Annotated in this window: 21 protein-coding genes; 9 read left to right on the plus strand and 12 right to left on the minus strand. The window is 65.6% G+C overall.

Going from position 1 to position 22,652, the window contains the following annotated elements; all coding sequences use genetic code 11:
* Positions 1–48 precede the first annotated feature (48 nt).
* Positions 49–3,153: an Rne/Rng family ribonuclease gene (locus tag JWQ90_RS00750; protein ID WP_299687843.1), complete on the plus strand. Its 3,105-nt coding sequence runs from the start codon at positions 49–51 to the stop codon at positions 3,151–3,153.
* Between the two features lie 57 nt (positions 3,154–3,210).
* Here JWQ90_RS00750 and kdsB read toward each other — a convergent pair whose 3' ends face one another.
* Genes kdsB through msbA form a run of 4 tightly spaced genes read right to left on the minus strand, consistent with a single transcriptional unit; the run spans position 3,211 to position 6,960 of the window.
* Entirely contained in the window at positions 3,211–3,993 is a 783-nt protein-coding gene (gene kdsB / locus JWQ90_RS00755) for a 3-deoxy-manno-octulosonate cytidylyltransferase (RefSeq protein ID WP_299687846.1), read from the minus strand.
* Positions 3,990–4,172: a Trm112 family protein gene (locus tag JWQ90_RS00760; RefSeq protein ID WP_299687849.1), complete on the minus strand. Its 183-nt coding sequence runs from the start codon at positions 4,170–4,172 to the stop codon at positions 3,990–3,992. Before JWQ90_RS00760 ends, kdsB begins: the two co-directional genes overlap by 4 nt.
* A 12-nt stretch (positions 4,173–4,184) precedes the next feature.
* The gene (gene lpxK, locus JWQ90_RS00765) at positions 4,185–5,189 is read right to left on the minus strand and encodes a tetraacyldisaccharide 4'-kinase (protein ID WP_299687852.1); all 1,005 of its coding nucleotides are present in this window, start codon (positions 5,187–5,189) and stop codon (positions 4,185–4,187) included.
* 22 nt (positions 5,190–5,211) lie between these two features.
* Complete coding sequence (msbA, locus tag JWQ90_RS00770) at positions 5,212–6,960, minus strand: lipid A export permease/ATP-binding protein MsbA (protein WP_299687856.1); 1,749 nt, start codon at positions 6,958–6,960, stop codon at positions 5,212–5,214.
* Positions 6,961–7,048: 88 nt separating this feature from the next.
* On the opposite strand from msbA, the gene arsC reads away from it, so the two are divergent.
* Positions 7,049–7,405, plus strand: a complete 357-nt coding sequence (gene arsC / locus JWQ90_RS00775) for an arsenate reductase (glutaredoxin) (protein WP_299687859.1) — start codon at positions 7,049–7,051, stop codon at positions 7,403–7,405.
* A gap of 108 nt (positions 7,406–7,513) precedes the next feature.
* Here the strand turns inward: arsC and JWQ90_RS00780 are convergent, their stop codons facing one another.
* The 5 genes from JWQ90_RS00780 to gltX all read right to left on the minus strand — a co-directional run bounded on the left by JWQ90_RS00780 (position 7,514) and on the right by gltX (position 12,470).
* Positions 7,514–7,966, minus strand: a complete 453-nt coding sequence (locus JWQ90_RS00780; RefSeq protein WP_299687862.1) for a DUF1499 domain-containing protein — start codon at positions 7,964–7,966, stop codon at positions 7,514–7,516.
* A gap of 15 nt (positions 7,967–7,981) precedes the next feature.
* Entirely contained in the window at positions 7,982–8,812 is an 831-nt protein-coding gene (locus JWQ90_RS00785) for a M23 family metallopeptidase (protein WP_299687865.1), read from the minus strand.
* A 35-nt stretch (positions 8,813–8,847) separates the two neighbouring features.
* Positions 8,848–10,767, minus strand: coding sequence for a threonine--tRNA ligase (gene thrS / locus JWQ90_RS00790; protein ID WP_299687868.1), 1,920 nt, complete (start codon positions 10,765–10,767; stop codon positions 8,848–8,850).
* Between the two features lie 70 nt (positions 10,768–10,837).
* Positions 10,838–11,029 (minus strand): hypothetical protein, encoded by a 192-nt coding sequence (locus tag JWQ90_RS00795; protein WP_299687872.1) that lies wholly within the window; start codon positions 11,027–11,029, stop codon positions 10,838–10,840.
* A 16-nt stretch (positions 11,030–11,045) separates the two neighbouring features.
* A complete protein-coding gene (gltX, locus tag JWQ90_RS00800; RefSeq protein ID WP_299687875.1) occupies positions 11,046–12,470 on the minus strand; it encodes a glutamate--tRNA ligase in 1,425 nt (474 codons plus the stop codon).
* Between the two features lie 81 nt (positions 12,471–12,551).
* On the opposite strand from gltX, the gene JWQ90_RS00805 reads away from it, so the two are divergent.
* The 3 genes from JWQ90_RS00805 to hisI all read left to right on the plus strand — a co-directional run bounded on the left by JWQ90_RS00805 (position 12,552) and on the right by hisI (position 14,674).
* On the plus strand, positions 12,552–13,403 hold the full coding sequence (locus tag JWQ90_RS00805; RefSeq protein ID WP_299687878.1) for a 6-carboxytetrahydropterin synthase: 852 nt from the start codon (positions 12,552–12,554) through the stop codon (positions 13,401–13,403).
* A gap of 75 nt (positions 13,404–13,478) precedes the next feature.
* Positions 13,479–14,075: a hypothetical protein gene (locus JWQ90_RS00810; RefSeq protein ID WP_299687881.1), complete on the plus strand. Its 597-nt coding sequence runs from the start codon at positions 13,479–13,481 to the stop codon at positions 14,073–14,075.
* Between the two features lie 116 nt (positions 14,076–14,191).
* Positions 14,192–14,674: a phosphoribosyl-AMP cyclohydrolase gene (gene hisI / locus JWQ90_RS00815; protein WP_299687884.1), complete on the plus strand. Its 483-nt coding sequence runs from the start codon at positions 14,192–14,194 to the stop codon at positions 14,672–14,674.
* Between the two features lie 14 nt (positions 14,675–14,688).
* On the opposite strand, the gene JWQ90_RS00820 is transcribed toward hisI, so the two are convergent.
* The 3 genes from JWQ90_RS00820 to JWQ90_RS00830 are packed head-to-tail and all read right to left on the minus strand — an operon-like array spanning position 14,689 to position 18,876.
* Positions 14,689–16,974: a DNA internalization-related competence protein ComEC/Rec2 gene (locus JWQ90_RS00820; RefSeq protein WP_299687887.1), complete on the minus strand. Its 2,286-nt coding sequence runs from the start codon at positions 16,972–16,974 to the stop codon at positions 14,689–14,691.
* Positions 16,923–17,636: a lipoprotein-releasing ABC transporter ATP-binding protein LolD gene (gene lolD / locus JWQ90_RS00825; RefSeq protein WP_299687890.1), complete on the minus strand. Its 714-nt coding sequence runs from the start codon at positions 17,634–17,636 to the stop codon at positions 16,923–16,925. The genes JWQ90_RS00820 and lolD overlap by 52 nt, the downstream gene beginning before the upstream one ends.
* Positions 17,629–18,876, minus strand: coding sequence for a lipoprotein-releasing ABC transporter permease subunit (locus JWQ90_RS00830; RefSeq protein WP_299687893.1), 1,248 nt, complete (start codon positions 18,874–18,876; stop codon positions 17,629–17,631). The genes lolD and JWQ90_RS00830 overlap by 8 nt, the downstream gene beginning before the upstream one ends.
* 107 nt (positions 18,877–18,983) lie before the next feature.
* On the opposite strand from JWQ90_RS00830, the gene JWQ90_RS00835 reads away from it, so the two are divergent.
* From JWQ90_RS00835 to JWQ90_RS00850, 4 genes are all read left to right on the plus strand, one after another.
* The gene (locus JWQ90_RS00835; RefSeq protein WP_299687896.1) at positions 18,984–20,090 is read left to right on the plus strand and encodes a ferredoxin reductase; all 1,107 of its coding nucleotides are present in this window, start codon (positions 18,984–18,986) and stop codon (positions 20,088–20,090) included.
* 127 nt (positions 20,091–20,217) lie between these two features.
* Positions 20,218–20,538, plus strand: a complete 321-nt coding sequence (locus JWQ90_RS00840) for a hypothetical protein (RefSeq protein WP_299687899.1) — start codon at positions 20,218–20,220, stop codon at positions 20,536–20,538.
* Between the two features lie 79 nt (positions 20,539–20,617).
* Positions 20,618–21,652 (plus strand): agmatine/peptidylarginine deiminase, encoded by a 1,035-nt coding sequence (locus tag JWQ90_RS00845; protein ID WP_299687902.1) that lies wholly within the window; start codon positions 20,618–20,620, stop codon positions 21,650–21,652.
* 10 nt (positions 21,653–21,662) lie between these two features.
* Positions 21,663–22,556 (plus strand): carbon-nitrogen hydrolase, encoded by an 894-nt coding sequence (locus tag JWQ90_RS00850; RefSeq protein WP_299687905.1) that lies wholly within the window; start codon positions 21,663–21,665, stop codon positions 22,554–22,556.
* Positions 22,557–22,652: the final 96 nt, after the last annotated feature.

Below are 22,652 nucleotides of genomic sequence, written 5' to 3' on the forward strand. Positions count from 1 at the left end.
AGAAAATCACCCGTGTCGCGGTCGAGCGCTCCACCAAAGACCGCCTTAATGAAAAGAATCCTGATCAATGCCACCCAGCGCGAGGAATTGCGCGTGGCCATCGTCGACGGACAGAAGCTTTTTGACCTCGACATCGAACTCGCCAGCCGGGAACAGAAAAAATCCAATATCTACAAGGGCAAAATTACCCGAGTAGAACCAAGCTTAGAAGCCTGCTTCGTCGAATACGGCTCGGAACGCCACGGCTTCCTGCCGCTCAAGGAAATCGCTAAAAACTACTTCAAGCAGCCCAGCGGCAACATCCGCGAGCTGGTCAGCGAAGGCCAGGAGCTGATCGTCCAGGTCGAGAAGGAAGAGCGCGGCAACAAGGGTGCGGCCCTGACCACGTTCATCAGCCTGGCCGGCCGTTACCTGGTGCTGATGCCGAACAACCCGAAGGCCGGTGGCGTCTCGCGCCGCGCCGAGGGCGAGGACCGGGAAGAAGCCAAAGCCGCGCTCGAGCAGCTGCAGATGCCCGACACGATGGGCGTGATCGTGCGCTCGAACGGCGTCGGCCGCACCGCCGAAGAGCTGCAGTGGGACGCCAACTACCTGATCGAAATCTGGACCGCGATCGAGAAGGCCTCGGCCGACCGCAGCGGCGCATTCCTGATCTACCAGGAAAACAACATCATCCTGCGCGCATTGCGCGACTACCTGCGCCCGGACATTGGCGAAGTGGTGATCGACAACGCCGAGATCTACGAGCAGGCGCGTCAGCACATGGAACATGTGATGCCGCAGAACCTGCCGCGCCTGAAGCTCTACGCCGAAGAAGTGCCGCTGTTCTCGCGCTACCAGATCGAATCGCAGATCGAACTCGCGCACGAGCGCACCGTGCGCCTGCCCTCGGGCGGCTCGATCGTCATCGATCACGGTGAAGCGCTGACCGCTATCGACATCAACTCCGCCAAATCCACCGGCGGTGGCAGCATCGAAGACACCGCGCTCAACACCAATCTTGAAGCGGCAGACGAAATCGCGCGCCAGCTGCGCCTGCGCGATCTCGGCGGCCTGGTCGTGATCGATTTCATCGACATGAACAGCTCCAAGAACCAGAAGGACGTCGAGCGCCGCCTGGAGAAAGCCTGCGAAATTGATCGCGCGCGCATCCAGCTTGGCCGCCTGTCGCGCTTCGGCCTGATGGAGATGTCACGTCAGCGTCTGCGCCCGTCCTTGGGTGAACATACCCAGATCACCTGCCCGCGCTGTGAAGGCCGCGGCCAGATCCGCAGCGTCGAGTCGCTGTCGCTGTCGATCCTGCGGCTGATCGAGGAAGAGGCGATGAAGGACCGCACCGGCCGCGTGATCGCGCAGGTTCCGGTCGATGTCGGCACCTTCCTGCTCAACGAGAAGCGCGCGCTGGTGCGCGAGATCGAGGCGCGCTGCCACGTGACGATCGCCTTGATCCCGAACGCGACGATGCACTCGCCGCATTTCGAAATCCGCCGCGTCCGCGCCGATCATCTGCAGCAGGACGACAACGCCGCGCCTAGCCATCTGCTGGCGCGCAATCTGGACGCAAAGGCGCTGGAAGAATCGAACGCACCGCGCCCGGTCGTTCGCCCGGTGGAAGCGGCGGTGAAACAGATCATCCCGTCGGCGCCCGCGCCGACGCCGCCGGCCGCCACTCCGGCTCCGATCCCGCAGATGCAGCCGATAGTCGTGATCCAGGGCGAAGGCCTGTGGACCCGGATCCTGCGCTTCCTCGGCGTCGGGCCGAAGACCGCCGAACCGGTGATCGTCGCACCCGCCAGCCGCAACCCTCAGAGCAGCCGCTCGAGCAGCAGCAACAGCAGTGGGCGTCGCGACGGCAACCGCAGCGCTCGTCCGAACGACTCGCGCCGTGATGGCGGCAATCGCGATTCCGGCCGTGATCAGAGCCGCAGCGAAAGCGGCCGCGATCAGCAGCCACGCCGCGACAGCAACCCGCAGCCGCCGCGCAATCCGGGCGGCAACAATCCGCCGCGTCAGCCACAACCGCAGCCCCAGCAGCCGCGTCGTGACGGTGGTCGTCCGCAACAGCAGCCGCAGCAGCAGCGCGCGACCATCGTCGAAGGCGAGACCGCCGAGCCGAGCGCAGCCGCACCGCGGCCGCAGAATCCGCAGGGCGCGCCGCGCACCGGTGCCGGTGATGAGGAACGCAGCGGCCGCAGCCGTCGCGGTCGTCGCGGCCGCAACCGTGGCGAACGCCGTCCCAGCGAGGAAGGCGCGGAGGGCACCGATGTCAGCCGGGATGCACTGCCGGCCGATCTGGCGGCGGCGCTGACGCCGGCGGCAGCGGCCGCGGTAACGGTAACGCTGCTCAACGCCACCGATTCCGCCGGTGTGCCGATTCCGATGCCGATGGAACCGCCCGCCGGCACCGTGCCGAGCTTCATCCCGGTCGCGATCACGACGGAATCATCAGACAGCGAACGGCGGCCGGTGAATGCCGCCGTGGCACAGGCTTTCGCGCCGGACACGGTGCGCTACTCGCGCGTCGAATCGCGCTTCCCGGTGAACAATCCGGCCGCAGATGTGGACGCACCGACCGCAAGCGACACCGAAACGCTGACAGAAGCCGTCGCGCATGCGCCAGTAGCGGCTTTAGCCCCGGAGTTGAAGGTTCAGCAGGAACTGCTGATCGAGCCGGCCCCGGCCGTCGAGCAGGCTGCGGTGCCAATGGAAGTCGCCGCCGCCGACCCGCAAATGGTCGAAACCGCGGTCGAACAGGCTGCCGTCGTGGAAACGCCGGAAAGCCTAGCGCCGTTCGAGGCGCCGCTTGCCTCAGAGCCGGTGGCCGAGCCGGCCCCGGCCGCTGAAATTGCCGAGGCGGACGTGTTTGCCCAACCGCTACAGGTGTCCGCGCTGGAGATGTCGTCGGAGTCCTTCCCGACTCCGCCGCCGGTCGAAGCCGAGCCGGCAGCCGTTGAGCCGGCCACCGAGCCGCTCGTGGAAGTGGTGGCAGAAGCCGTTGTGGAACCGGCCGCCGAGCCCGTTATCGAAGCCGCTGCCGAGCCGGCGCCGGCAGAAGCGCCGAAGCCGGCCGCGCCGCGTTTCATCCAGGTCGAGACCGCGCATATCGACTCGCCGGCCAACGACTCGGAAGAAGGCAAGCGGCACAACTCGTAGTCGTATTGCGGCAATGAAAAGCCCGCCGGACATCGAGTCCGGCGGGCTTTTTTTGACTCAGCGGCGCGACAAGGCGGCGCTGACGAACGCCAGATCTTCTTCGGTGTCGACACCGCGCGGCGGCGGGTTGTCGGTGAATCCGAGCTTGATGCGCAAACCGTTCGCGAGCGCGCGCAGCTGTTCCAGCGCTTCGCAGTCTTCCAGCGGCGCCGGCGGCAGCGCGCTGAATTCCGCAAGACGCCCGCTGCGGTACGCATACAGGCCGATATGCCGATACGCGAGCCCTTCCGGCAGCAAGGGCTTGTCGCGCGTTGCGCCATCGCGTTTCCACGGGATCGGCGCACGCGAGAAATACAGCGCGTAATGGCGGCGATCGGCAACCACCTTGACCACGTTCGGATTCAGAAACTCTTCGACCGAATGCAACGGATGCGCGAGCGTCGCCAGATCGGCGATCGGATCGTCCGCCAGCAGCGCCGCGGCCTGGCGCAGCAGCGCCGGCGGCATCAGCGGCTCGTCGCCCTGAAGATTGACCACGATCACCTCGTCGGCCCAGCCCTCGATGCGCGCGACTTCGTTGACGCGGTCGGTGCCGGAGTTGTGGCTCGACGAGGTCATGCGCACTTCGGCACCGAAGCCGCGTGCGGCAACCGCGACTTTCTCGTCGTCGGTCGCGATCAGCACCTGCTCGGCGCCGCTGGCACGGGCGGCATCCCAGACGTGCGCAATCACCGGGCGGCCGTGCAGCTCACGCAACACCTTGCCGGGCAAGCGCGTTGAGCCGAGACGAGCCGGGATGACCACCTTGAATTTCAAAGACGGCATCATGGCGTCGTTCATGATCCGAGTTCCTCGTCGGCCAGCGCGCGCGCCTCTTCCTCCAGCATCACCGGAATGCCGTCGCGCACCGGGTAGGCCAGGCGCGAGGCGCGGCACCAGAGCTCCTGCTGGTCGGCATGCCATTCCAGCGGCGCCTTGGTGACCGGGCAGACCAGGATGTCGAGCAGACGCTTATCCATTCTCAAATCACCTCAAATCACATTTATCTGGTCGTTTGCAGCGTTCAAAACCGAGCAGGATTCTCGCACACGCTTCTCATCTGCCGGTGACAGCTCCGCCGACACCGGCAGCGCCCACCAATGGCCTTGTGCGAACGCATGACATTTGACCGCGTCCTTCTCGGTCATCAGCACCGGCAGTCCATCGCCGAAAGCGAGATCCTGGGGACGGTAGCGATGGTGATCGTCAAACGCATGCCGATGTACGCGCAGACCCGCCGATTCCAGGCTGGCGAAAAAACGCAGAGGATTGCCGATGCCGGCGATCGCATGCACCGCACTGCCGGCAAAATCCGCCAGCGTGCGCGGTTCGCCGCTGACCAGGCTACGCAGTCGACCGGTACGCAGATCGAAGCGCACCGACTCGGGGCCGCCATCAAAGCCTGCACCGTTGACGACGACCAGATCGACATTACTCAGCCGCGACGGCGGTTCGCGCAGCGGGCCCGCCGGCAGCAGCGCGCCGTTGCCGACACCGCGGGCGCCGTCGACGACGCAGAACTCGAGTTGTCGAGGCAGGCGATAGTGCTGCAAGCCATCATCGGCGATCAGCACGTCGACTTCGCCGCTGGCGATCAGCAGCCGAGCGGCCGCGACGCGATCGGGATCGACGACCACCGGCACGCCGGTACGCAGCGCGATCAACAAGGGCTCGTCGCCGACCAGGGCGGGATCGCTGCCGGCCTCGACGCGAAACGGGTACTGAGGCGCGCGGCCGCCATAGCCGCGGGAGATCACGCCCGGGCGCCAGCCCCAGTCGCGCAGATGCTCGACCAGCCAGATCACGAACGGCGTTTTACCGGTACCGCCAAGGCTGATGTTGCCGACGACGATGACCGGCAACGCGAGCGGAACACGCGCCGATTCGAGCCGGTGGCGGCGCGCATCGGTGATGGCGCCGTAAAGCCGGGATAGCGGGGTCAACAACAGTGGCGCCGACTGTTGCGAATACCAGCGCCGCTGCAGCCAGGCTTTCATCGCTTGCACACGCGCCTGGGGCCTACACGGCAACGGCCGTGGGCTCCTCGAACTGCATCCGATATAGCGATGCGTAAATGCCGCCGCGTTCCAGCAATTCCTCATGCCGGCCCTGCTCGACTGCGCGACCGTCCTGCATCACGACGATGCGATCGGCGCGCTGCACGGTGGACAGGCGATGCGCGATCACCAGCGTCGTACGGCCGGCCACCAGATGATCCAGCGCCGTCTGAATCAGGCGCTCCGACTCGGTATCGAGCGCGGATGTCGCTTCGTCCAGAATCAGGATCGGCGCGTTCTTCAGCAGCGCGCGCGCGATCGCAAGACGCTGGCGCTGGCCGCCGGACAAGCTCGTGCCGTTCTGGCCGATCATCGTGTTCAGACCTTGCGGCAGTTTCTGGATGAACTCCCAGGCATTCGCCGCTTCGGCCGCAGCGATCAGCTCGGATTCCGGCGGCAGCTGGTCGAAGCCGTAGGCGATGTTCTCGGCGACGCTGGCGTTGAACAGGCGCACTTGCTGATCGACCAGCGCGATCTGCGAGCGCAGCCGCGGTACCGGGTAGTCGCGCAGATCGTGGCCATCGATCAGCACGGCGCCGCCGTCGACATCGTAAAAACGCGGAATCAGCGACAGCAGCGTCGATTTGCCGGAGCCGGAGCGGCCGACGAAGGCGACGGTCTGGCCCGGTGCGATAATCACCGATACCCCTTTCAGCGCATCCGGCAGATCCTGCCGGTAGCGGAACCGCACGTCGAGGAATTCGATCGCACCGCGGGCGCGTTCCAGCGGCCGGGTACCGCCGACGGGCTCCTGCTCTTCACCCATCAGCTTGAAAATATCGGCCGCCGCGGCGATGCCGCGCTGCACGCGCTCGTTGACATTGCCGAGATTCCTCATCGGGTTCATCAGCGCCAGCATGCTGCCGACGAAGGACACGAAGGTGCCCGGCGTAATCTCGCTCAAGCGATCCGGTTGCGTTGCAAAAAAAACGATGCCGGCAACGGCCCATGCCGCGATGAACTGGATCACGGCCTCGCTGCCGCCACGGGTCGCAACGATCTTCATGGCCAGCGAACGTGCGCGATCGTTAACCCGGTTGAACGCACGCGCTTCGTATTCCTGTGCGCTGTGGATCTTGACGATACGCTGGCCCGATACGCTCTCTTCGGCGGCCTGTGCGACCTGGCCCATGTTGTCCTGGATGCGCTTCGAGACCCTGCGGAAGCGCTTGCTGACGTAGCGCACGATGGTGGCGATGATTGGCGCGACGATCATGCAGAACAGCGCCAGCTTCCAGTTCAGATAGAACATCCAGCAGATCAGGCCGACGACCGTCAGGCCATCCTTGATCACCGTGGTCAGCGCATTGCTGGCCGCTTCGGCAACCTGCTCGACGTGGTAAGTGAGACGAGCGACCAGTTGCGCCGAGCTGATGCGATCGTAGAAGCGCACGGGCATGCGCAACATGTGTTCGAACAGCTCGCCGCGCAGCTGCTTGACCACGCTGCGCGCGATCCACGACATGCCGTAGCCGGAAGTGAAGCCGGCGACACCGCGCACGATGAACAGCGCCACGATGGCCCACGGCAGCCAGCGGATCGTATACGGATCGGGCGCGACGAAGGTCCTGTCGAGCAGCGGCCGCATCAGGCTCATGAAGCCGACTTCGGTGCTGGCGGTCAGCGCCATGCCGACGGCGGCGATCGCGAAGATTTTCCAGTGCCCGGCGGTATAGCGCAGCAGGCGTTTGTACACGGCCCAGGGGCTCATGTCCGCGTCTGCGGCAGGGGTGGTGGTAGCGGCCTTAGTTTCTGACATCGGACGAATGTTAGCGTGATTGGGCGTGTAAGCTCACACCATGGCGATCAAAGACCAGATCCTGCACAACCCGCGCTGCAGCAAATCGCGCGAGGCGCTGCAACTGCTGCAAGACCGCGGCGTCGAGCTGCCGGTCGTCGAATACCTCAAGAAACCCCTGAAGCAGGCCGAGCTGCGCGAGCTGTGCTGGCTGCTCGACGTGCAGCCGCTGGCGATCGTGCGGACCGGCGAGGCGTTGTTCAGGCAACTGGGGCTCAAGCCCAGAAACGGCTTCAGCGACGAGCAGTGGCTGGACGTGCTCGCCGAGCATCCGCTGCTGATGGAGCGGCCGATCGTGGTGTATCGCGGCAGGGCGGCAATCGGCCGGCCGCCGGAAGTGGTGCTGAAGTTGCTGTAGTCGGGGTAGGTTGGGGTGAGCATAGCGAACCCCAACATCAGCGCGGACGAATGTTGGGGTTCGCTACGCTCACCCCAACCTACAAAGGAAAACACCGGGTCACTTCCGTTACGGCATCGCCTCGAAAGCCTGGCGTAGCTGCTCGACCCGCGCGCGATTGACGCCGCGGTCGTCGTAGGAGAAGCGCGCGATCGAGCGCACGTCGACGCGGCCGTCAGGCAGCATCAGCAGCTCGAGATCGTCGCGCAATTTCAGTTCCGGCGACAGGAACACCGCATGGATGTAACCCTCCTGCTCGTCCTCGATCTTGCCGCCCATGCGCTCGACCACTTCATGCAGCATCACGTAATTGGCAGCGGAATCGCCGCTGTAACCGAGCGCGGCTACGCGGTGTATGTCGTCGGTTGCGAGTGAAGACACGCAACTCGGCCGCTTCGGGCATCCGCCAAAATGACCGGCATAGATGTATAGATGGCCGGGCGGCGTGAGTGTGCGATAGGCACCAAAGGCGATTCCAGCCAAGGCCAGCAACAGCAGGCCGACTATCAGTCGTTTGAACATGCGTATTCCTGTCCTCTAACGGGGATTTTTATTCGATTTGTCCGACGGGTCCGCGACCATCGGCGGGACCAGCCGCTGCGGATCGACACGCGCATCGAGCCAGCTGATACGCCAGTCCAGATGCGGTCCGGTGGCTCGACCGGAGGCTCCGGAAAGCGCGATCACGTCGCCCTGCTTCACCGCGTCGCCAACCTTTGCCTGCAATTGCGACAAATGCAGAAACGCCGACGTCAATCCATGCCCGTGATCGATCATGAGGGTGCCGCCGGTGTAGTACAAGTCGGGTTCCGCCAGCGTAACGATACCGCCCGCCGGGGCCCGTACCGGCGTGCCGGTCGGCACCGCGACATCGACGCCGTAGTGCGGCTGCTTCTTCTCGCCGTTGAGGATGCGCTGTGACCCGTAGACACCGGAAATGCGCCCCGTTGCCGGCCAGGCGAACGCGGTCTCGTAGTCGTCGCGCGGCGAGTCGATCATTCGCGCTTTGCGCGCCAGCTGGGTCTCGCGCTCGATGCGCGCCGTGACTTCCGGCGGCGGGTTGACCTTGTCCGGCGGCAGCGTCAGTTTCTGGATGCTGTAGGTCCGCGGCGCGATCCTGTGCGACTCGGCATGCGTCCTGCCGTCGGCCGTGCGCACTTCGAGCCTGGGTTCGCCCTCCTCATCGCGATCCAGGCCGATGACGAAGTGGCCGTCGTCGCCCACGCGGATGGGCTTGCCTTTGAACGCGACCTGCGAGCCCGCCGCGACCTGGCCGATAATCAGCTCGCCCTGGCGCCAGATCCCTTTGATTTCGACCGCTGCCTCGCCCTTTGCTGCGGCAGCATCGGCGGCAATCCCGAACAACATCGGGATTGCCGCCACCATCCAAGCGAGCTGCCGCATCAGCCTGGCGCGCGGGCTTCGGAGGCCAACTGCGCCACCGCGTCGGCCAGCGACAGCGTCTCCTGACGCTCGCTGCCCAGGCGACGCAAAGTCACCGTTTTCTCTTCCGCTTCGCGACGACCGACCACGACGATCACCGGCACTTTCTGCATCGAGTGCTCGCGGATCTTGTAGTTGATCTTCTCGTTGCGCAGATCGGTTTCGACACGCAGGTTTGCCGCGATCAGCGCCTCCTTGACCTCGACTGCGTAGCTGTCGGCGTCGGAGACGATAGGCGCGACCACCGCCTGCACCGGCGCCAGCCATACCGGCATAGCACCCGCATGATGCTCGATCAGGATGCCGATGAAGCGCTCCATCGAACCGACGATCGCGCGATGCAGCATCACCGGATGACGGCGCGCGCTCGCCTCGTCGATGTAGGTCGCGCCGAGACGCTCGGGCATCATGAAATCCACCTGCATGGTGCCGACCTGCCAGGAGCGGCCGATGGAGTCGCGCAGGTGATATTCGATCTTCGGGCCGTAGAACGCGCCTTCGCCCGGCAGCTCACCCCATTCGACGCCGGCGCTTCGCAAGGCAGCGCGCAGCGCTTCTTCGGCACGGTCCCAGACTTCCTCGGCCCCGATCCGCTTGTCGGGGCGCAGCGCGATCTTGATCGACAGATCGGTGAAGCCGAAGTCGGCATAGACCTTCATCGCCTGCACATGGAATGCGGTGACTTCGTGTTCGATCTGGGCTTCGGTGCAGAAAATATGACCGTCGTCCTGAGTGAATGCGCGCACACGCATGATGCCGTGCAGGCCGCCGGACGGCTCGTTGCGATGGCAACCGCCGAACTCGCCGTAACGGATCGGCAGATCGCGATAGCTGTGCAGGTTGGCGTTGTAGATCTGCACGTGGCCGGGACAGTTCATCGGCTTCAGCGCATAGGTGCGCTTTTCCGATTCGGTGAAGAACATGTTCTCCTGGTAGTTGTCCCAGTGTCCGGATTTCTTCCACAGGCTGACATCCATGATCTGCGGCCCGCGCACTTCGGCATAACCGCTGCGGCGGTAAACGCCGCGCACGTACTGCTCGACCGCCTGCCAGATCGCCCAGCCGCGCGGATGCCAGAACACCATGCCCGGCGCTTCCTCCTGCTGATGGAACAGGTCGAGCGCGCGCGCGATCTTGCGGTGATCGCGCTTCTCGGCTTCCTCCATCATCTTCAGATAAGCCTTCAGCTCATCGTCGCTCGCGAACGCGACGCCATAGATGCGCTGCAACTGAGCATTATTGGCATCGCCGCGCCAATAGGCACCCGAGACCTTGGTCAACTTGAATGCGCTGCCGAGCTTGCCGGTGGACGGCAGATGCGGGCCACGGCACATGTCCAGCCAGGTGTCACCCTGGCGATAGATCGTGATTTCTTCGTTCGGCTTGATGCCCTCGGTGACCCATTCGGCCTTGAAGGTTTCGCCGCTCTTCTCGAAAAACTGGATCACCTCCTCGCGCGGCCAGACTTCCCGCCGGATCGGCAGATCGCGCTTGACGATGTCGCGCATGCGGGTTTCGATCGCGCCCAGATCGTCTTCACTGAAAGGCTCGGCGCGAGCGAAGTCGTAGTAGAAGCCGACATCGGTCGACGGACCAAAGGTGATCTGGGTGCCCGGGAACAGCTCCTGCACGGCCTGAGCGAGCACATGCGCGGCGTCGTGACGGATGGTCTCCAGCGCTTCGGGCTTGTCGCGGGTGACGATGCTGATAGCCGCGTCGGTCTCGATCGGCCGGGTCAGGTCCCAGAGTTCACCGTTGACGCTGACCAGCGCGGCTTTCTTCGCCAGGCCGGGCGAAATGCCCTGCGCGATCGCCAAGCCAGTCGGAGGCGCATCGAAGCTTTTGACGGCGCCATCGGGGAAAGTGATGTTGATGGACATGCTGCGCATCCTTCGCCGCGATCGTTCGCGGCGCCTATATATTTACTGCATTTATTGCGTCGTTGGCGGCTCAAGGCTCGTAGTGCGGCGGAATCCACTCGTTCAGAAATTCCTCCGCACTCATCGCCAGCAGCCGGCGTTCTTCAAGCTCGTAAGGGTCGGCGTCGTAGTTGATCGCACGGATCGCGATGCGTCCGTCGCCGGCGGCGATGATTTCGCAACCTCGCTCGGCCGCCAGCCGAATCGCTTCGACCATGCCCATGCGCTTCCCCTTCCCTTCAGCCCGCGGCGCGCGAACGCGCCCAGGCCACGGCGGCGTCGAGCCGCGCCAAGGTTCGATCGCGGCCCAGCAGCGCCAGCGTCTGGTCGATCGGCGGCGACACCGCCATGCCGACGACGGCCACGCGGATCGGCTGCGCGACTTTGCCCAGGCTAAGGCCTTCAGCTTCGGCAAACTGGTTCACCGCCTCATGCAGCGCAGGCGCATTCCAGTTGCTCAGTGCTTTCAGCGTTTTGTACAAGCCGGCAAGAACATGCAGGCCTTCGGCGTTGAAATGCTTGGCTGCATCCTTGTCGTTATAGCCGCTCAGCTCCGCATACAGAAAGTGCGATTTCTCGGCCATTTCCAGCAAGCTGCGGCAGCGCTCGCGCTGCGACAAAATCACATCGACCAGCGCCGGACCATTGGCCGGATCAACGCCCATGCGGCGCAGATGCCAGTCGAATTCCACTGCGATCATTTTCGGATCGGCGATTTTCAGATACTGGTGATTGACCCAGTAGGCCTTCTCCATATCGAAGCGCGCCGGTGACGACGAGACTTTGGACAGGTCGAACATCGTCTGCATTTCTTCGCGCGTGAACAGCTCCTGGTCCCCAAAGCTCCAGCCCAGCCGCACCAGATAATTCAGCAGCGCCTCGGGCATGAAGCCCATCGCGCGATATTCCATCACGCCGAGCGCGCCATGGCGCTTGGACAGCTTGGCGCCGTCGGCACCGAGGATCATCGATACGTGCGCGTACTTCGGCAGCGTCGCGCCGAGCGCGAGCAGGATGTTGATCTGGCGCGGGGTGTTGTTCACATGATCATCGCCACGGATCACATGAGTAATGCCCATGTCCCAGTCGTCGACGACAACACAGAAATTGTAGGTCGGCACGCCGTCGGCGCGCGCGATGATCAGGTCATCGAGCTCGACATTGGCGAACCTGATCGGGCCCTTGATCAGGTCGTCGAGCACGACCTCGCCCTCGACCGGATTGCGGAAACGCACCACCGGCGGCGCACCGGCAGGCGGCCGCGGCAGGGTCTTGCCGGCCTCCGGGCGCCAGCGGCCGTCGTAGCGCGGCTTTTCCTTGCGCGCGGTCTGTTCGGCACGCATCGCGTCGAGTTCTTCGCGGCTCGCGTAGCAGTGGTAGGCAGTGCCATCGGCCAGCATCTGCTCGATCACCTGCCGGTATCGATCGAAACGCTGGGTCTGATACACCGGCGCGAAGTCCGACTTCAGGCCCAGCCACTCCATGCCCTCGAAGATCGCATCGACCGCTTCCTGGGTCGAGCGCTCGCGGTCGGTGTCCTCGATGCGCAGCAGGAACTTGCCGTTCAGGCGCTTGGCGACCAGATACGAGAACAGGGCCGTGCGCGCCCCGCCGATATGCAGGAATCCGGTGGGGCTGGGTGCAAAGCGGCTGACGGCGGACATGGCGATGGAGATCGGTTCGAAAAGATTCTGAATAGCCGGTGATTCTATCAGGACACCCCCTGCGGGCCGTAAAATGCGGCGATGACCAGCCTCTTCGTCGAACAGCTCACGGTAATCGACTGCGCCTACCTGGACGCCGCCCGCGGCTTGGTCGGCGAAAGCTGGATCGTCGACATCGAGTTGATCGGCGATCTGGACGAGCAGTCCATGGTGCTGGACTTCGGCGAAGTAAAACGCCGGCTCAAGCAGGCGATCGACGGTTCTGTGGACCACACCCTGGTCGTGCCGCGGCTGGCGCCGGAGTTGAGCCTGAGCCAGAGCGGCGCCAAGACCGAACTGGTATTCCGATCCGAGCTGGGCGCTTTCGAGTACCAGTCGCCGCCGGTCGCCGTCAGCCTGGTCGAGGCGGACGCGATCGATGCCGCGGCCGTTGCGGCCTATCTGAAACCGCGGCTCGCGGAAGTTCTGCCGCCGAACGTCAGCGAACTGCGCCTTCACCTGCGCAACGAGCGCATCGAGGGCGCCTATTACCACTACACACATGGCCTGAAGAAGCACAAGGGCCATTGCCAGCGCATCGCGCATGGCCACCGTTCGCGCATCGAAATCCGCGTCGACGGCCAGCGCGCACCGACGCTCGAGGCCGAAGTCGCGGCGCGTTGGCTCGACATCTATCTCGGCACCAATGAAGACCTGGTCGCGCGCGGCAACGGACGCCTGCGCTTTGCGTATCAAGCGCCCGAAGGCCGCTTCGAAATTGCGCTGCCGGAAGCCCGTGTCGAGCGGATGGACGGCGACACCACGGTCGAACGAATTGCCGAATGGCTTGCCCAACTGGCATCCCCAGGATCGGCGTGCGGGCAGCTTGAAATACGCGCTTACGAAGGCGTAATGAAGGGCGCCGTTGCAAGACGCACGAGGGCCGCTCGCTGACCACGCAAAATTCACGCTTTATTCAGCGCAAGCGCTGATAATCCCACTATGAACAAGTCCTTCCCGACTGTACCGATGTCCCGCCCCCTGCGCTGGTTGAGCCTTGCCAGCGTCGTGGCCTTGACTGGCTGCGTCGGGTACTACCCTGATCCTTACCCGTCTTCGCCGCAGCCTTACTACAGTGGCGGGGGCGGCGGCGGTTATTACGAGCAGCCGTACTACAGTGCTCCGTACTACGGTCCCGCCTACGGCAGCACCACGATCTATTACGAGCGCTATTCGCCGGGCTATTCGTATCGGCCCGGCTATGGCTACTACTACCCGCGTCCGGGCCGGCCCAACGATCATCACGATGATCACCACGACGATCACGACAACCACGGCGGCGGCTGGGGAGACAAGGGTCGTGAAGTCACCGGCAGCAACCCAGGCCGGTATCCGCACGATCGCGACGATAACCGCCCCTCGAACAACAACAACCAGCCTCAGGCGAATCGCGGCAATGGCTGGAGTGGCCGCGCACCCGGCGGCAACTCCGCTCCACCCCAATCCCAGCAGCGTCCGCAACCGCAGCCGCAAGCGCAGCCCCAGCGTGACAACAACAGCCCTCCGCCGCAGCGCGACAATGATCGCCGCGGCTGGGGCAACAAGGCGCGTGACAACCAGAACTAAGGAACCTCTGATCAAGTCCCGCGCGTCCGCGCCGCGGGACTTGATCAGAGGTTCCCTAAAGCGTGCCGGCCGCCTTGTGGGATAATGGCGGCCTGTTTTTTGAACCCAGCCCGCCGATGAGCACCGCAGCCGACGTCCGCTTCTTCCCCCGCGTCACCATCGAACAGGTCGAGGAAGGCCACGAACTCGCGCCGAAGTTCGACGAGCACGGCCTGATGCCCTGCGTGACCACTGCAGCCGCCACCGGCGAAGTGCTGATGCTGGGCTACATGAATGCCGAGGCGCTGAAAGCTTCGATCCTGAGCGGTGAGGCGCACTACTACAGCCGCTCGCGCAAGACGCTGTGGCACAAGGGTGCGACCAGCGGCCTGGTGCAGAAAATCGTGGATCTGCGCATCGACGACGACCAGGACGCGATCTGGCTGCGCGTGGAAGTCGCCGGCGACGCCAGCTGCCATGTCGGCTACCGCTCGTGTTTTTACCGCTCGATCCCGACCGGGGATGTCGGCGCCGCCGGCGAACTGCGCTTCGAAGAGAACGAGAAGACCTTCGACCCGAAGCTGGTTTACGGCGATGCGCCGAACCCGACGATTCTGTAGCCCAGGTCTGGTGCTCAGGGTTCGACCGCCGCATTCCACCAATGCGCGTCACGGCGCCGGCTCTCGGTCACCTGCCAGTCTTCGCCGGAGCGCTGCAGCAGTAGCGCGCCGCTGACGCCGGTGACGTACTGACGCGCATCGATTGCGGCATAACGCGCCGTGACCTCTGCCCGCGGATGGCCGAAGTGGCTGCGCCAGGCGGCGCCGTAAATCACCAGGCGCGGATGCACCGCGGCGACGAAGTCCGCGCCCGACGAGCTGCGGCTGCCGTGGTGCGGCGCGACCAGCACCTCGCTGCGCAGCTCGGGCGCGTGCTTGTCGATCAGCCGCCGCTCGGCCGCCGCCTCGATGTCGCCGGTCAGCAGCAGGCGATGCGGCGCCGCGCCGATCGCCAGCACGCAGGAACCGTCGTTGTCGGTCCAGTCCGCGCCGCCGTCGGGATGCAGGAATTCAAAGTGCACGCCGTCCCAGTCCCAGCCCAGCCCGTCGCGGCAAGCGGGCCGGTCCGGCGCACCGGTTTCGCTGTCGATGCCGAGCAGCCGGCGTACCGCCTTCAGGCCGCCGATGTGGTCCTGATCGGCATGCGAGATCACCACGCGGTCGAGCCGCCGCAAGCCCTGCCCGAGCAGATACGGCACGACGATCGATTCGCCGGCATCGAAACCTTCGTCGAATGCCGGCCCGGCGTCATACAGCAGCACGTGATGCGCAGTGCGCACGACCACCGACAAGCCCTGGCCGACATCCAGCACCGCGATGTCGAAGCCCTGGGCCGGCGCCGGCTGCGGCGGCATCAACAACGGCAGCAGACACAACAGGCCCGGCACGCGCAGCGGCAGGCCGCGCGGTGCCAGCAATAGCAACAACCCGAAGCTGGCCAATACCAGTGCCGCGGGCGGCGGACTCGCCGCAAACCAGGCCGGCGCCGCATGCTCGGCGACGACATTCAAGCCGCGTTGCAGCTCCGAAAGCGCGGACGCGGTCACGCCGAGCAGCGGCACGCCGGCCGCGGGCCACAGCGAGGCGATGCACAGCGCGAGCAGCGCGATCGGCGTCAGCACCGCGACCACCGGAACCGCGATCAGGTTGATCGGAGCGGTCGCCCACGAAAGGCCCTGAAAGAAGAACAGGCTCAGCGGAATCAGGGACAGCGTCAGCGCGATCTGCACGCGCAGCGCCTCGACCGCAAAGTGGCCGGTTTTCAGGCGCCCGGACGTGATGTAGAAAATCGTCGCGACCGCAGCGAACGACAGCCACAGGCCCGGCGCCATCACCGCCAGCGGATCGAGCAGCAGCACCGCGATCCAGGCCAAAGCCAGCACCCGCGACGGATGACGCAGGCGATCGAACCAGGCGGCGCCGAGCAGGAACAGCAGCATCAGCGCGGCGCGCTGCACCGGCGGCTCCCAGCCCGCCGCGAAGGCATACGCCAGGCCGACGAGCGCCGACATCAGCATGCCGGCTTTCTGCGCCGGCAGGCGCAGGCACAGGGCCGGCCCCAGGCTCCACAGCCATCGCCCCAGGTAGAAGCCGAAGCCCGCGATGATCGCGACGTTGAAGCCGGACACGGCAATGAGGTGGCTGGTGCCGGTGAGCCGATAGGAATCCCATTCGGCGGACGAGAGTCCCGAGTCGTCTCCAAGGGTCAGCGCCGCCAGCAGCGGCAGACCCGGATGATCCGGCAGCCAGGCCCGCATGCGGTCGAGCACGCCCTGGCGCCAGCGTAGTGACAGCGGGCCGGCGCTGCCCTCGCAGCGCTCGGCATCACGCACGGTCGCGGTGGCCGCGATGCCCTGCCGGAACAGCCAGCCCTCGTAGTCAAAGGCATTCGGATTCATCGACCCGTGCGGCATGCGCAGCCGCAAGCTGAGCTGCCAGCACTCGCCGGCGCGCAGCATCTCGGTGGATCGATACCAGGACGTGCGCATCAGCGGCAGCGCCGCGTCCGCCGGCTGGAACTGGAAGCGCCACAGGCGCTCATCGCCGGCCTTGCCCGGAGTCTGCTGCGGCAGCGAGGCGACATGGCCGATCACTACGCGCTCTTCGCCATGCCGCGAGGCCGGCCAGCGCGTCTGCAACGCCGTATCCGCACGCCAGAAACAGTAGATGGCGCCGAGGTAGAGCACCGCGTAAGCCGCGCGTCCGCGCCAGGGTAGCAGCGCCGGAATCGCGGCAAGCAACAGCCAGCGCAAAGCAGGCAGTACCGGCAAGGCGTGCACGATCAGCACGCCCGCGGTGAACAGCGCCGCTAGGAGGTAAGGGCTTCCGGCAGCGCCAGACGGCCTGCGTCCAGCGTCCATATGCGGTCCATGCGCGCGGCCAGTTTCATGTCGTGCGTGACCACGACCAGGCTGGTGCCGAGTTCGCGGTTGAGCTCGAGCATCAGGTCGAAAACCTTGTCGGCGGTGCGCGCGTCGAGGTTGCCGGTGGGCTCGTCGGCGAGCACGCAGGCCGGGCGGGTCACCAGCGCGCGGGCGACGGCGGCGCGCTGGCGCTCGCCGCCCGACAGCTCGCCGGGCTTGTGCTCCAGGCGCTGGCCGAGGCCGACCCGGTCCAGCAGGTCCGCTGCCTGACGGCGCGCGCTGGCCGGCGACTCACGGCGGATCATCAGCGGCATCATCACGTTCTCGAGCGCGCTGAATTCCGGCAGCAGGTGGTGGAACTGGTAGACGAAACCGAGCCGCCGGTTACGCAGCACGCCGCGCGCGGCATCGGACAGCTGCGACATGCGCTCGCCGGCAACCCAGACATCGCCGCGCGTGGGCGCGTCGAGGCCGCCGAGCAGGTGCAGCAAGGTCGACTTGCCGCTACCGGACGCGCCGACGATCGCGACTCTTTCGCCGTGACCGATCTCCAGATCGATGCCGTCGAGCACGTCGAGCTTCAGGCGGCCGTCGTCGAAGGTCTTGCCCAGACCGACCGCTTTCAGGATGGGTTGAATGGTGTCGATCGAACTACTCATAGCGCAAAGCTTCAGCCGGCTGCACACGCGATGCGCGCCAGGCGGGATACAGGGTCGAGAGTAACCCGAGCGCCAGCGACAGCATGCTGATGCGGATCACATCCGAGGACTTGAGTTCGGAAGGAAGATCGCTGATGTAGTAAACGTCCGGCGACAGGAACTGGTGCCCGGTCAGCGCCTGCAGCAGCGGCACCAGGGTCTCGACGTTCAGCGCCAGCGCGACGCCACCGACCACGCCGAACAAGGTGCCGACGATGCCGATGATCGAGCCCTGCACCATGAAGATCGCCATGATCGAGCGCGGCGTCGCGCCCAAGGTGCGCAGGATTGCGATGTCGGACTGCTTGTCCTGCACCACCATCACCAGGGTCGACACGATATTGAACGCGGCGACGCCGACGATCAGCGACAGGATGATGAACATCACCATCTTCTCGGTCGCCACCGCCTGGAAGAAATTGGCATGGCTGCGCGTCCAGTCCTGCACGTAGAACGTGCCCTGCAACTGCGCGGCCAGATCGCGCGCGACCGCCGGCGCGCGGAACAGGTCATGCAGCTTCAGGCGCACACCGGTGACGCCGTCGCCCATGCGGTACAGCGACTGCGCATCGGCCATGTGGATCAGCACCAGGCCGCGATCGAACTCGTACATGCCGATGCGGAAGATGCCGGCGACGGTGAAGCGGCGGAAGCGCGGCAAAACACCGGCCGGCGTGATGCTCGCGACCGGGATCATCAGGTCGACCTTGTCGCCGACGATCACGCCCAGAGTCTCGGCCAGCTCCGAGCCGAGCACGATCTTGAATTCGCCGGCTTTCAAATCGGTCAGCTGGCCGATCTTCATGTGCGAGCCGATCTCCGACACCTTGTTTTCCTCGTCCGGCAGCACGCCGCGCAGCAAGGTGCCAGACAGGCCCGAATCCAGCCGCAGCATGCCCTCGCCCTCCACGTAGGGTGCGACCGCCTCCACCTCCTTGTCCGCGAGCGCCGCCTTGGCGATGCCCGGCCAGTCGGGCAGCGAGCCCTGGTAGGCTGAGATCGTCGCGTGCGAGGCCATACCCAGGATGCGCGTGCGCAGTTCCCGCTCGAAGCCGTTCATGACCGACAGCACGGTGATCAAAGCGGTCACGCCGATGCCGATTCCGAGCATCGAAGCGAGCGAAATGAAGGAGATGAAGTGATTGCGTCGCTTGGCCCGCGTATAACGCAGGCCAGCGAACAGTTCGTAGGGTTGGCGCATGGCGCGCGGATTACATCACAAAGCCGGCGCTCAACGGGCGCGGATCTGGCAGGATTTCTGCGTAACAGGCCCGTTACGGTGTAGTTACGGGGTTCGGGGGAGTCGGGATGCAACGGCCGGTAGAACATCAGTCTTCGCAAACGGCAGGCCGCCGCCTGGGCGCTCTGCTGCGCAGCCCCTGGCTGGCGCCGCTGAACGATCTGGATTCGCTGGACGAGCTGATCGCGCCCTTCGCGGGCCGTTTCGCGTTTAGCCGGCTGCTCGCCCGGGTCGTCGCGATCACGGTCGAGACCGCCGATACGCGGACCTTCTGGCTGGCGCCGAACCGGCACTGGCGCGGCTTCCAGGCCGGGCAGCATGTTCCGGTCAGCTTCGAAATCAACGGCCGGCGGTATACCCGGAGCTACAGCCTGAGCTCGGACCCGGCCGACCGCCGCCGCATCGGCATCACCGTCAAGCGCCATGCCGGCGGCCGCGTTTCTCAGGCCCTGCACGAGCAGCTGCGGGTCGGCAACGTGATCTCGCTATCGCAGGCCAGCGGCGATTTCACGCTGCCGGCCGCACTGCCGGCGCAGCTGTTGATGATCGGCGCCGGCAGCGGGGTTACGCCGATGCGCTCACTCCTTTATGCGCTGCGTCGTTCCGGCTATTCGGGCGACATCGTGTTCGTCCACGTCAGCCGCCGCCACGAGGACGCGATTTTCGGTGCCGAACTGCAGCAGCTGGCCGGCGCTTGGCCGGCACTACGGATGGTCTGGCTCCACACCGCGCAAAGTGGCCGGCCGCAGCTAGCCGACCTGCTGGCGCAGGTTCCCGACTATCGCGCAAGGCAGACGCTGCTATGCGGACCGCTGCGCTTCATGCAACCGCTGCAGCAGCACTGGAAAGAATCGGGCCTGTCGGAGCGGCTCAGTTGGGAACAATACGGCCTGTTCGCCGAACCGCAGCCCGGCGAGCAGCCCCGGCAGGTGCTGTGCCTGGCGTCCGGCACACAGTTCCAGGCCGCGGCCGGCGAGCCGCTGCTGGTCGCTGCGGAACGCGCCGGCCTGCATCCCGTCTACGGCTGCCGCAAGGGCCTTTGCCGCAGCTGCCGCTCCATCAAAAGCGGCATCACCCGCAACCTGCTGACCGGCGAGGTCTGCAGCGAATCCGGCGTACTGGTCCAGCTCTGCCTGCATGCAGCCGAAAGCGACGTGCAGCTGCTGGAACTCTAGCCATCCTCCAGCCGGACGCGGCCCAATCGCCGCTGGTCGCGCGCCGGGATACGGACGGCGAGCCGGCTCCGCGCGCCGGCGGGCCGTTGCTATAGTCGCCGCGAGTACACACCTGCCGGCCGTCACGATGAAAACCCTGCTTGCCGCCGCCCTGTTAGCCGTATGCCTGCCCGCCGCCCAGGCCGAGGTGCTGGATCTGCCGGCGCGAGTCGCGGCCGACGCGCAACTACCGGCCAGAGGCAGCAGCATGGCCGTGGTCAATCAGCAATACGGCGAGCCGAAAGTGCGCCATCCAGCCGTCGGCGGCGACTCGCCGAAGCATCCGCCGATCACGCGCTGGGACTACGAGACGTTTTCGGTGTTCTTCGAAAACCAGCATGTCGTGGACGCGGTAAGGCCCGATGCGCCGACGCCGATCGCGCATCGTGAAGACCTGACCACCCGGTAGCCGCGCGTCGCGACGCGCAAGCTTCATCCACTCCGTGTAAGGTCTGCGCCCCGGCCCTGGCTGCAGACCAAAGACCGCGATGACCCGCAGTTACCTTCCGCCCGAATGGGCGCCGCAATCCGCCGTGATGCTGACCTGGCCGCGTGCCGAGGGCGATTTCGCCCGCCATTTCGACGCGGTGGAACAGAACTTCATCGATATCGCGGTCGCGATCACGCGGCACGAGGAAGTCCACATCAACTACGGTCTGGACCCGGCGGCGCTGCGCAGCCGGCTGATCCAGGCCGGAGCCCATCCGGCGCGGCTGCGCGTGTATCGCGTCGAAAGCGACGACGTCTGGGCGCGCGACCATGGCCCGATCACCGTGATCCGCGACGGCCGCCTGCTGCATCTGGACTTCGTATTCAATGGCTGGGGCGGCAAATTCTCGGCCGAGCGCGACACGCTGCTGACCGCGCGCCTGGCCGAACTCGGCGCCTGGAGCGCGCCGGTCGAAAGCCTGGATTTTGTGCTCGAAGGCGGCGCGATCGAGGTCGACGGCTGCGGCACGCTGCTGACCACCGAGCGCTGCCTGCTCGCACCCACGCGTAATCCGCATCTGAATCGCGAGCAGATCGAAGCCGTGCTGAAGCGCGAATTCGGCATCGAGCGCGTGCTCTGGCTGCGCCACGGCGACCTGCTCGGCGATGATACCGACGGCCATGTCGACACGGTCGCGCGCTTCTGCGACGCGCACACCATCGCCTACCAGGCCTGCGACGACGCCAGCGATCCGCACTACGCCGAGCTGCAGGCCGTGGCCGCCGAGCTGGCCGAGTTCCGCACCCGCGACGGCAGCCCCTACGACCTGATTCCGCTGCCGCTGCCGGGCGCGATCTACGATGAAGACAGCCGCAGGCTGCCCGCCGGCTATGCCAACTTCCTGATCATGAATGCGACAGTGCTGGTGCCGGTCTACCACGATCCGCTCGATGAAATCGCGCTGGAGCGGCTACGCGAGGTATTCGAGGATCGGGAGGTGATCGGCATCGACTGCCGCGCGCTGATCCAGCAATACGGCAGCCTGCATTGCGTGACGATGCAGATCCCCGCCGCGCCGAGCGTGCGCGCTTAGGAGACCCGCGATGAGCCGCAGCAAGAACTTGCGCGTCGGTATCGTGCAGCAAAGCTGCACCGACGACCGCGACCACAATCTGGCGGTGTCCGCCGCCGGCATCCGCGATGCCGCGAGCCGCGGCGCGCAACTGGTGCTGCTGCAGGAGCTGCACACCGGCCTGTATTTCTGCCAGCACGAATCCACTGATCTGTTCGATCTGGCCGAAACGATTCCCGGCCCTTCCACCGCAGCGCTGGGCGCGCTCGCCAAAGAACTCGACATCGTCATCGTCGGTTCGCTGTTCGAGCGCCGCGCGCCGGGGCTCTACCACAACACCGCGGTGGTGCTCGAGCGCGACGGTACGCTGACCGGCAAGTACCGCAAGATGCATATCCCGGACGACCCGGGCTACTACGAGAAGTTCTACTTCACTCCTGGCGACCTCGGCTTCACGCCGATCCAGACCAGCCTCGGCAAGCTCGGCGTACTGGTGTGCTGGGACCAGTGGTATCCGGAAGCCGCGCGGCTGATGGCGCTGGCCGGCGCCGACCTGCTGTTCTACCCGACCGCGATCGGCTGGAACCCGGACGACAGCGATGAGGAACGCACACGTCAGCGCGACGCCTGGATCACGATCCAGCGCTCGCACGCAGTCGCCAACGGCCTGCCGGTGATCGTCGCCAACCGCACTGGCTTCGAACCCGATCCGAGCGGGACGCTGCAGGGCTCGCAGTTCTGGGGTTCGAGTTTCGCGGTCGGCCCGCAGGGCGAGTTCCTGGCACAGGCCGGCACCGAGGCCGGCGAGGTGCTGGTCGTCGACATCGATCTGGCGCGCTCGGAGAACGTGCGCCGCTGGTGGCCGTTCCTGCGCGACCGGCGCATCGATGCGTATGCCGATCTGACCCGGCGTTTCAGGGACTGAAACCCGGGAACGCGCAAGCCCAGCGCTCAGCCCGATTGACTCTGCCGGAACCGTGGTTCACCTTGCGACCGGGAACTGGGCGCGAGATCGGCGCCC

The organism is Hydrocarboniphaga sp., assembly GCF_028291725.1.
Taxonomy (GTDB): domain Bacteria; phylum Pseudomonadota; class Gammaproteobacteria; order Nevskiales; family Nevskiaceae; genus Hydrocarboniphaga.

Bases quoted from the DNA above. Each gene is read 5' to 3' on its own strand.
- JWQ90_RS00750 (WP_299687843.1), top strand. From the start codon at position 49: ATGAAAAGAATCCTGATCAATGCCACCCAGCGCGAGGAATTGCGCGTG.
- kdsB (WP_299687846.1), bottom strand. From the start codon at position 3,993: ATGAACGACGCCATGATGCCGTCTTTGAAATTCAAGGTGGTCATCCCG.
- JWQ90_RS00760 (WP_299687849.1), bottom strand. From the start codon at position 4,172: ATGGATAAGCGTCTGCTCGACATCCTGGTCTGCCCGGTCACCAAGGCG.
- lpxK (WP_299687852.1), bottom strand. From the start codon at position 5,189: ATGAAAGCCTGGCTGCAGCGGCGCTGGTATTCGCAACAGTCGGCGCCA.
- msbA (WP_299687856.1), bottom strand. From the start codon at position 6,960: ATGAGCCCCTGGGCCGTGTACAAACGCCTGCTGCGCTATACCGCCGGG.
- arsC (WP_299687859.1), top strand. From the start codon at position 7,049: ATGGCGATCAAAGACCAGATCCTGCACAACCCGCGCTGCAGCAAATCG.
- JWQ90_RS00780 (WP_299687862.1), bottom strand. From the start codon at position 7,966: ATGTTCAAACGACTGATAGTCGGCCTGCTGTTGCTGGCCTTGGCTGGA.
- JWQ90_RS00785 (WP_299687865.1), bottom strand. From the start codon at position 8,812: ATGTTGTTCGGGATTGCCGCCGATGCTGCCGCAGCAAAGGGCGAGGCA.
- thrS (WP_299687868.1), bottom strand. From the start codon at position 10,767: ATGTCCATCAACATCACTTTCCCCGATGGCGCCGTCAAAAGCTTCGAT.
- JWQ90_RS00795 (WP_299687872.1), bottom strand. From the start codon at position 11,029: ATGGGCATGGTCGAAGCGATTCGGCTGGCGGCCGAGCGAGGTTGCGAA.
- gltX (WP_299687875.1), bottom strand. From the start codon at position 12,470: ATGTCCGCCGTCAGCCGCTTTGCACCCAGCCCCACCGGATTCCTGCAT.
- JWQ90_RS00805 (WP_299687878.1), top strand. From the start codon at position 12,552: ATGACCAGCCTCTTCGTCGAACAGCTCACGGTAATCGACTGCGCCTAC.
- JWQ90_RS00810 (WP_299687881.1), top strand. From the start codon at position 13,479: ATGTCCCGCCCCCTGCGCTGGTTGAGCCTTGCCAGCGTCGTGGCCTTG.
- hisI (WP_299687884.1), top strand. From the start codon at position 14,192: ATGAGCACCGCAGCCGACGTCCGCTTCTTCCCCCGCGTCACCATCGAA.
- JWQ90_RS00820 (WP_299687887.1), bottom strand. From the start codon at position 16,974: ATGGACGCTGGACGCAGGCCGTCTGGCGCTGCCGGAAGCCCTTACCTC.
- lolD (WP_299687890.1), bottom strand. From the start codon at position 17,636: ATGAGTAGTTCGATCGACACCATTCAACCCATCCTGAAAGCGGTCGGT.
- JWQ90_RS00830 (WP_299687893.1), bottom strand. From the start codon at position 18,876: ATGCGCCAACCCTACGAACTGTTCGCTGGCCTGCGTTATACGCGGGCC.
- JWQ90_RS00835 (WP_299687896.1), top strand. From the start codon at position 18,984: ATGCAACGGCCGGTAGAACATCAGTCTTCGCAAACGGCAGGCCGCCGC.
- JWQ90_RS00840 (WP_299687899.1), top strand. From the start codon at position 20,218: ATGAAAACCCTGCTTGCCGCCGCCCTGTTAGCCGTATGCCTGCCCGCC.
- JWQ90_RS00845 (WP_299687902.1), top strand. From the start codon at position 20,618: ATGACCCGCAGTTACCTTCCGCCCGAATGGGCGCCGCAATCCGCCGTG.
- JWQ90_RS00850 (WP_299687905.1), top strand. From the start codon at position 21,663: ATGAGCCGCAGCAAGAACTTGCGCGTCGGTATCGTGCAGCAAAGCTGC.